The following is a 7126-nucleotide window of genomic DNA, read 5'->3' as shown; positions in this document are numbered from 1 at the left end:
TGCAACCGGCACCCGGCTTTCCCTGCGCCCTCTGTTCAATGAGGAGGGTGGAAGGCGACGCAAACCTCGGGCGCAAAGCTCCGCGAGAACGCGGACTCACATCCTCACGCTATTTGACAATTGAATCAGGACTCACCCCGTCATTGCGAGCGGAGCGAAGCAATCCATTTTGCCGCTTGTGGAGACATGGATTGCTTCGCTTCGCTCGCAATGACGGTGTCGTCTCGTTTTTCGCGGGGACGACAATCGTAGGATGGGTAGAGCGCAGCGAAACCCATCATCTCGCCGCTTGCTCCATCGCGATGGGTTTCGCTGCGCTCTACCCATCCTACGGCACAATCACCGCAGCACGATCCACGCCGGTGCGTGGTCGCTTGCGCCTTCCTCGCCTCTGATGTCGCGGTCGACACCAGCCTTCGTCAGACGCGGCGCGAGCACAGGACTGAGCAGCAGATGATCGAGTCTCAGCCCGGCATCGCGCGGCCAGCGGTTGCGCTTGTAGTCCCAGAAGGTGAACATCGGCTTTGCCGGATGCAGCGTGCGGATCGCGTCGCACCAGCCCTGGTCGACGAGCGCCTTGAAGGCGGCGCGGCTCTTCGGCTGGATCAATGCATCCTTGTCCCACGAGCGCGTCGGATAGATGTCGAGCTCGGTCGGCGCGACATTGTAGTCGCCGGCGAGCACGACCGGGACATCCTCTTTGAGAAGCTTAGCGGCATGCGCGCGCAATCGCCTGAACCAGGCCAGCTTGTAGTCGAATTTCGGCCCGGGCTGCGGATTGCCGTTCGGCAGATAGAGGCTGGTGACGATGATGCCCTTGACCGCGGCCTCGATATAGCGCGCCTCGTGATCGGTGCGATCGCCGGGCAGGACGGTGCGGATCAATACCGGCTCGGCTTTTCGCGCGAGGATCGCAACGCCGTTCCAGGTCTTCTGCCCCTGCCACACCGCGCCATAGCCGGCCTTTTCGATCGCGGGCAACGGAAACTCGCTGTCGGTCGCCTTCAGTTCCTGCAGGCTGACGACATCGGGTTTTGCCGCGCGCAGCCAGCGCAAGAGGTTCGGCAGGCGGCGGTTGATGTTGTTGATGTTGAAGGTCGCGATCTTCATGTGTCGAGACGACCGCGATCCGTCCTGACCCGATCAGGCCGGAGCGTTGCCGGAGTCGGCAGGCGGTGGCGGCGGCTCCTCCGTGGGGTTGCCGCCCTTGTAGATGCGCGCATAACGCGGACCCAGGCTGGTCAGCACCTCATAGCCGATGGTGCCGAAATGATGCGCGAGTTCGTCGACCGTGATGCCTTCGCCGATCAGGGTGACCATGTGGCCGCGCCGCACGGCATTCTTGTCGAGTTCGGTGATGTCAACGGCGATCAGGTCCATCGAGATGCGGCCGGCGATCGGGCAGCGCTTTCCGGCGACCACAACGTCGGCGCCGCGGGTGCCGTCGTTCGAGCTCGCTGCGCGGAAATAGCCGTCGGCATAGCCGACCGAGATGACCGCCAATCGCGTTGGCCGCCGCGCGGTCCAGGTGCCGCCATAGCCGACGGTCTCGCCGCGATCGATGTGGCGGATCTGCACGATGCGGGCCTTGAGATCGACCACCGGCCGCATCGGGTTGTCGGCCTCGGGCGTCGGGTTGACGCCGTAGAGCGCGGCTCCCGGCCGCACCAGCTCGAACTGGAATTGGGGACTGAGGAAAATGCCGGAGGAATTCGCAAGCGACGCCGGCACGCCGGTGAACAGGCTCGCGATCTCGCGGAAGGTCGTAAGCTGCCTGGCGTTGATCGGGCTGTTGAGCTGCTCGGCGGCGACGAGGTGGCTCATCACCAACGTGATGCCGTGATCGCCGGCGTTGATGCGCGGGATGATGCCTTGCGCCTCGTTGATCGTGAACCCGAGCCGGTTCATGCCGGTGTCGATGTGAACGGCGGCGCCGCCCGACCAGCCGGAGCGACGGCAGAACACGTCCCATTCGGCGAGTTCGTTGAGGTCGCCAATCACGGGCTGGCAGTCGAACTTGGCGTAGCTGTCGCCGGTGTTCTGGAAGAAGCCGCCGAGCGCATAGATGGTGGCGGACGGCACCGCCTCGCGGACAGCGCGCGCCTCTTCGATATTGGCGACGAAGAACGTCTTGCAGCCGGCGGCGGCCAATGCCCGCGAAACCTGCGCAGCGCCGCAGCCATAGCCGTCGGCCTTCACGACGGCGCCGCATTCGGCCGGAACCGCGCTCTTCTCGAGCCTGCGCCAATTGGCGATGATGGCGTCGAGATCGACGGTCAGGATGCCCGTGGCGGTCGGAGGCACCGCGAGCTGGTTTGCGTCGGACGCAAGCTGCGCGCCCTGCGGGATCGATTTCGGATCGGAAGCGACGTTCATGGAGCCGTTTTACGCGGGCGGCAGCAATGGTTCAACCGCGCATCAATAAGACCGATCCGGCACTTGACCGTCATGGGCGAGATCGCCGAACCGTGTCACGCTGGCTTCGAAGTGCAGTTCGACCGAGCCGGTCGGGCCGTGGCGCTGCTTGCCGATGATGACTTCGGCCTTGCCGTGGGCGAGGTCCATGTCAAGCTGCCATTTCTCGTATTCCGGCGTGCCCGCGCGCGGTTCCTTGTTGGCGAGGTAATATTCCTCACGATAGACGAACATTACGACGTCGGCGTCCTGCTCGATCGAACCGGATTCACGCAGGTCGGAAAGCTGCGGACGCTTGTCGTCGCGGTTTTCCACCTGGCGCGAGAGCTGCGACAATGCGATCACCGGGACGTTCAATTCCTTCGCCAGCGCCTTCAGGTTGGTCGTGATCTCCGTGATTTCCTGGACGCGGTTGTCGGTGCCGCGCTTGCCCGATCCCTGCAGAAGCTGAATGTAATCGATGACGATGAGGTCGAGACCCTTCTGTCGCTTCAGCCGCCGCGCCCGCGCGGTCAGTTGCGAGATCGACAGGCCGCCGGTTTCGTCGACGTAGAAGGGCAGGGACTGCAGCTCGATCGAGCATTCGCGGATCTTCTCGAAATCCATCTCGGTGATGCCGCCGCGGCGGATGTGGCTCGAGGGAATGCCGGTGCGCTCGGCGAGAATACGGGTGGCGAGCTGCTCGCCCGACATTTCGCAGGAGAAGAAGCCGACCGCGCCGCCGTGGACCGCCTTGATGCTGCCGTCGGCCTGCACTTCGCCCTCATAGGCCCTGGCGATGTTGTAGGCGATGTTGGTCGCGAGCGAGGTCTTGCCCATGCCGGGGCGGCCGGCGACGATGATCAGGTCCGACGGCTGCAGGCCGCCCATCTTGGCGTCGAGGTCGCGCAGGCCGGTCGAGATGCCCGACAGCTTGCCGTCGCGTTGGAACGCTTTCGCGGCCATGTCGACGGCAAGCGTCAGCGCTTGGGAGAAGCGCTGGAAGCCGCCGTCATAGCGGCCGGTTTCGGCGAGTTCGTAAAGCTGCCGCTCGGCGTCCTCGATCTGGGCGCGCGGTGCGAAATCCACCGGCGCGTCGAAGGCGACGTTGACCATGTCCTCGCCGATCCGGATCAGGTCGCGCCGCAGCGACAGGTCATAGACGGTCCGGCCATAGTCCTGGGCGTTGATGATCGTGGTCGCTTCGGCGGCAAGGCGGGCGAGGTATTGGGCAACCGTCATGCCGCCAATGTCGGTCTCTGCCGGCAGGAAGGTCTTCAGCGTCACGGGGGTCGCCACCTTGCCCATGCGGATCAGGCTACCGGCGGTCTCGTAGATCGTCTGGTGGAGCGGCTCGAAGAAGTGTTTCGGCTCCAGGAAATCGGAGACGCGGTAGAAGGCGTCGTTGTTGACCAGGATCGCGCCCAACAGGCCCTGTTCCGCTTCGATATTGTGCGGCGCGCTGCGATAGGCCGGGGTTCCCGGCTCGGGCGCGAGCTTCAGGACGTTCGAATCAGTTGCCATGGACGGAATTATTCTTCGGATTTCGCCGTTATTGGGATTCCCGGAAGCAGGGGCGGCGATAAAGCGCCACCGCTGTCGGAAGCGGAAGTGCCCATGCGCCTTATTCACGATTCACACAAGCGAAGTGTGAATCACGTAGCAGCGGTGCACGATGCTTGACGGATTTCGGGGGCGGGGCGGCGAGTCGCGAGGAATGTTTTGGGGCAGGCTGAACCTAATTCCACCTGGACGAACCAACATCCAAGGGAACGGCGCGTGTCCGGCCCGCTATCTCAGGTGAGGATGAGATAGGCGAACGCAACCAAGGCGGCGACGATGCCCACAGCGATCAGGGCGTAGTCGGTTTTGAGGTCGCGCGGCGGATCGAACAAGGATCTGTAGGTCTCGTGGGACATGGGGGTGGTCTACGCCCAAACCGCCCGCCCACCTTGTGAACCAGTTCACATGGGAATGATTTTTATTGCGGCAGGGTAGGCGGGAACGGACCAAAGGGTTTCGGGTTAGTTAAAGCGATGAGCCAGCGATTTCATATCCGGCGATCGGACCAGGGCGACCGGCGGTGGCTGTCGATGCTGATCGACGCCATGGAGGAGGCGTCTCGTCCGGAAATCCGCAATGTTCCCTGCGACAAGCAGGTGCTCGCCGCCGTCGAAGCGCGACTTGCGCGCCCGGCCGTAGCCTATCCCTGTTACGGCTCGGCCTTCAGCTTTCGCAACTGAACCTATTCGCCCGCCAATTGCAGCCGCGGCCGCGCGCGCTGCTCGATGCCGCGGAGCTTGGCCTCTTCCTGGCCGATATAGTCGCGGGTGATCGGCACGACGCCCTGCCGCTTGGTGAGCTGGAGCTGGAAGTTCATCATGTTCTGCTTGCGGAACGACATTTCGGACGCCGCCAGATAGAACTCCCACATCCGCGCAAAGCGCTCGTCGTAGAGGCGGACGGCCTCTTCGCGCCGCGCCATGAAACGCTCACGCCATGCCCTCAAGGTCTCGGCATAGTGCAGTCGGAGGATCTCCATGTCGCAGACCAAGAGCCCGGCCTTCTCGATCGCGGGCATGACTTCGGACAGTGCCGGGATATAGCCGCCGGGGAAGATGTATTTCTCGATCCAGGGGCTGGTGACGTCAGGCCCCGTGGACCGGCCGATCGAGTGCAGCACCATCACGCCGTCGTCGGTCAGCAACTCGGCGCAGCGGCGGAAAAAGGTCTCGTAGAAGTCGACACCGACATGTTCGAACATGCCGACCGAGATGATGCGGTCGAACGGGCCGGGGATGTCGCGATAGTCCTCGAGCAGGAAGCGCGCCGATTGCGAGAGGTTCTTCTCCGCCGCCCGGGTGTTCGAAACCTGGAGCTGCTCGGTGGAGAGCGTGACGCCGGTGACGTCGGCGCCGGTCATCTCGGCAAGGTAGAGGCCAAGCCCACCCCAGCCGGAACCGATATCGAGCACGCGCTGGCCCGGCCACACCAGGAGCTTGGCGGCGAGATGGCGCTTCTTGGCGAGCTGGGCGTCGTCCAGCGTCGCATCCGGCGTCTCGAAATAGGCGCAGCTATATTGCTTGTCGGCGTCGAGGAAGAGGGAATAGAGCCGGCCATCGAGGTCATAGTGGTGAGCGACGTTGCGCCTCGACCGGCCTCGCGGATTGAATTGCCAGATGTGCCTTCCGAGATAGCGCAGGAGCCATTGCGGCTTGGCCCAGCGCGGCAGCATGTCCGGCTGATCCATCAGGATCGCAAGCGCATCCGCAATCGAGCCGTTCTCGACGACGAACGTGCCGTCCATATAGGATTCACCGAGACTGAGCTCGGGATCGAGCAACACCCAACGCTCCGCGGCTGCGGTCAGGAACCGCACCGGAACCGGCTGCCCGGCGCCGTCGCCGCACGTGAACTTTGCCCCGCTTGCGGTCGTGACCGAAAGCGCCCCACGGCGAACGAACTGCCCCAAGAAATAACGCAACAAACGGTCCATAGAAGCACCACAGAGCGACCGGCCGTTACCCTGACGCGCAGTGGAACAGATGGTTCCAATGTGAGTCAACATCACTGTAGGTGTGATCGGGGGGAAGCGCTATTGCGTTGTAGTCAAAGCGGATATTCCCGAATGTGACAATTGCGTGGATGCGTCACAACTGCGCTTCCATTCGCCCGATAATCGGCTAAAAGGGGCGCGCCGCAACCGGATCGAGCAGGGCCGGGTGGCGTTTCCACGATCAGGAGAATGGGGGATGTTGGGCCGAGCGCTCATTTTCGCGGCGGTGATTCTTGTTGTCGCCGGCCTTGCGGCGAACTCGGCGCATGCCCAGCCGACCAATCTGGAGGCCGGCAAGAGCCCCTCGCAGATCTTTGCCGGCACCTGCAGCGCCTGCCACAAGTCGGCGCGCGGCCTGCTCAAGAGTGTCAGCGCTTCGGCGCTCCCGGGGTTCCTGCGCCAGCACTACACCACGAGCAGCGACATGGCCTCGCTGCTGGCGTCCTATCTCGTGTCCAACGGCGCCAGCGATACGCGATATCAGGGCCGGCAGGAGCAGACCAAGCGCGGCAAGGATGCGAAGCAGCAGGAAGCCGCGCGCCCGGCCAGCCCGCCCGAACCGGAGCGGCCTAGCCGCAGGTTCTTGTTTCCATGGAGCACGCCCGAGCCCGCCCCCGATGCGCAGCAGGCCGCCAAGCCTGATGCTGACGGCCTCAATACACAAGGCGAGGGCAGGCGGCATGGTCGCAACGCCAAGCGGCCGCAGCAGCCGAGCGAGGCGGCACCTGACGCGGCCAGCCCGGAGCAGGCAACCGAGCCCAAGCCGGCCGCAAAACAAAAGATGGGCAAGCGCGGCAAGCCCAGCGAGGAACCTGCCAGACAGGCCGAGCCAGCCGTGGAAGAGACGCCGAAGGGCGAGGCCGCCAAGGTTGAGTCGAGGGAAAGTGGCGGCAGCGAGCCAGCACCGCCGCGGTCGGATCCAGTTCCACCGGTGACGCCAGCGCCGCCAGCAGCCGCTGCAGCTCCGAGCGCTCCGGAACCGTCCGCAAGCCCGTCTGCGGCTACTCCGGCAGCTCCTGCAGCTTCGCAGTGACGGCGTCCGCGCCGTCGTCATTGCCGCCATCCCAGTCGGCTAGACCGACCAGTCCGCCGATCATCCTGTCTCGCGATAGGCTCACCCAAGGCGCATTTCCGCGCCAAGGCCAAACTTGACCATCATTAGAGTGTTACTCTAGC

7 protein-coding genes are annotated in these 7126 nt (G+C 64.1%); 2 read left to right on the top strand and 5 right to left on the bottom strand.

Annotation, left to right across the window (positions count from 1 at the left end; translation table 11 throughout):
* Positions 1–339: 339 nt before the first annotated feature.
* The 4 genes from xth to CWO89_RS48975 all read right to left on the bottom strand — a co-directional run bounded on the left by xth (position 340) and on the right by CWO89_RS48975 (position 4313).
* Positions 340–1110, bottom strand: coding sequence for an exodeoxyribonuclease III (xth, locus tag CWO89_RS38255; protein ID WP_130583521.1), 771 nt, complete (start codon positions 1108–1110; stop codon positions 340–342).
* A gap of 33 nt (positions 1111–1143) precedes the next feature.
* Positions 1144–2376: an alanine racemase gene (gene alr / locus CWO89_RS38250; protein WP_130583520.1), complete on the bottom strand. Its 1233-nt coding sequence runs from the start codon at positions 2374–2376 to the stop codon at positions 1144–1146.
* A gap of 42 nt (positions 2377–2418) precedes the next feature.
* The gene (locus CWO89_RS38245) at positions 2419–3918 is read right to left on the bottom strand and encodes a replicative DNA helicase (RefSeq protein WP_130583519.1); all 1500 of its coding nucleotides are present in this window, start codon (positions 3916–3918) and stop codon (positions 2419–2421) included.
* A gap of 272 nt (positions 3919–4190) precedes the next feature.
* Positions 4191–4313 (bottom strand): hypothetical protein, encoded by a 123-nt coding sequence (locus CWO89_RS48975; protein ID WP_256378872.1) that lies wholly within the window; start codon positions 4311–4313, stop codon positions 4191–4193.
* A 174-nt stretch (positions 4314–4487) separates the two neighbouring features.
* Between CWO89_RS48975 and CWO89_RS46370 the strand changes: the two genes are divergently transcribed.
* Complete coding sequence (locus CWO89_RS46370) at positions 4488–4637, top strand: hypothetical protein (protein WP_165421499.1); 150 nt, start codon at positions 4488–4490, stop codon at positions 4635–4637.
* Positions 4638–4639: 2 nt separating this feature from the next.
* On the opposite strand, the gene CWO89_RS38240 is transcribed toward CWO89_RS46370, so the two are convergent.
* Positions 4640–5890, bottom strand: a complete 1251-nt coding sequence (locus CWO89_RS38240) for a cyclopropane fatty acid synthase (protein ID WP_130583518.1) — start codon at positions 5888–5890, stop codon at positions 4640–4642.
* Positions 5891–6146: 256 nt separating this feature from the next.
* On the opposite strand from CWO89_RS38240, the gene CWO89_RS38235 reads away from it, so the two are divergent.
* The gene (locus CWO89_RS38235) at positions 6147–6983 is read left to right on the top strand and encodes a hypothetical protein (RefSeq protein WP_349644933.1); all 837 of its coding nucleotides are present in this window, start codon (positions 6147–6149) and stop codon (positions 6981–6983) included.
* The last annotated feature ends 143 nt before the right edge of the window (positions 6984–7126 follow it).

The organism is Bradyrhizobium sp. Leo170, from assembly GCF_004296405.1.
Classification (GTDB): Bacteria; Pseudomonadota; Alphaproteobacteria; order Rhizobiales; family Xanthobacteraceae; genus Bradyrhizobium.
This window is presented reverse-complemented; position numbering and strand designations above follow the sequence as displayed.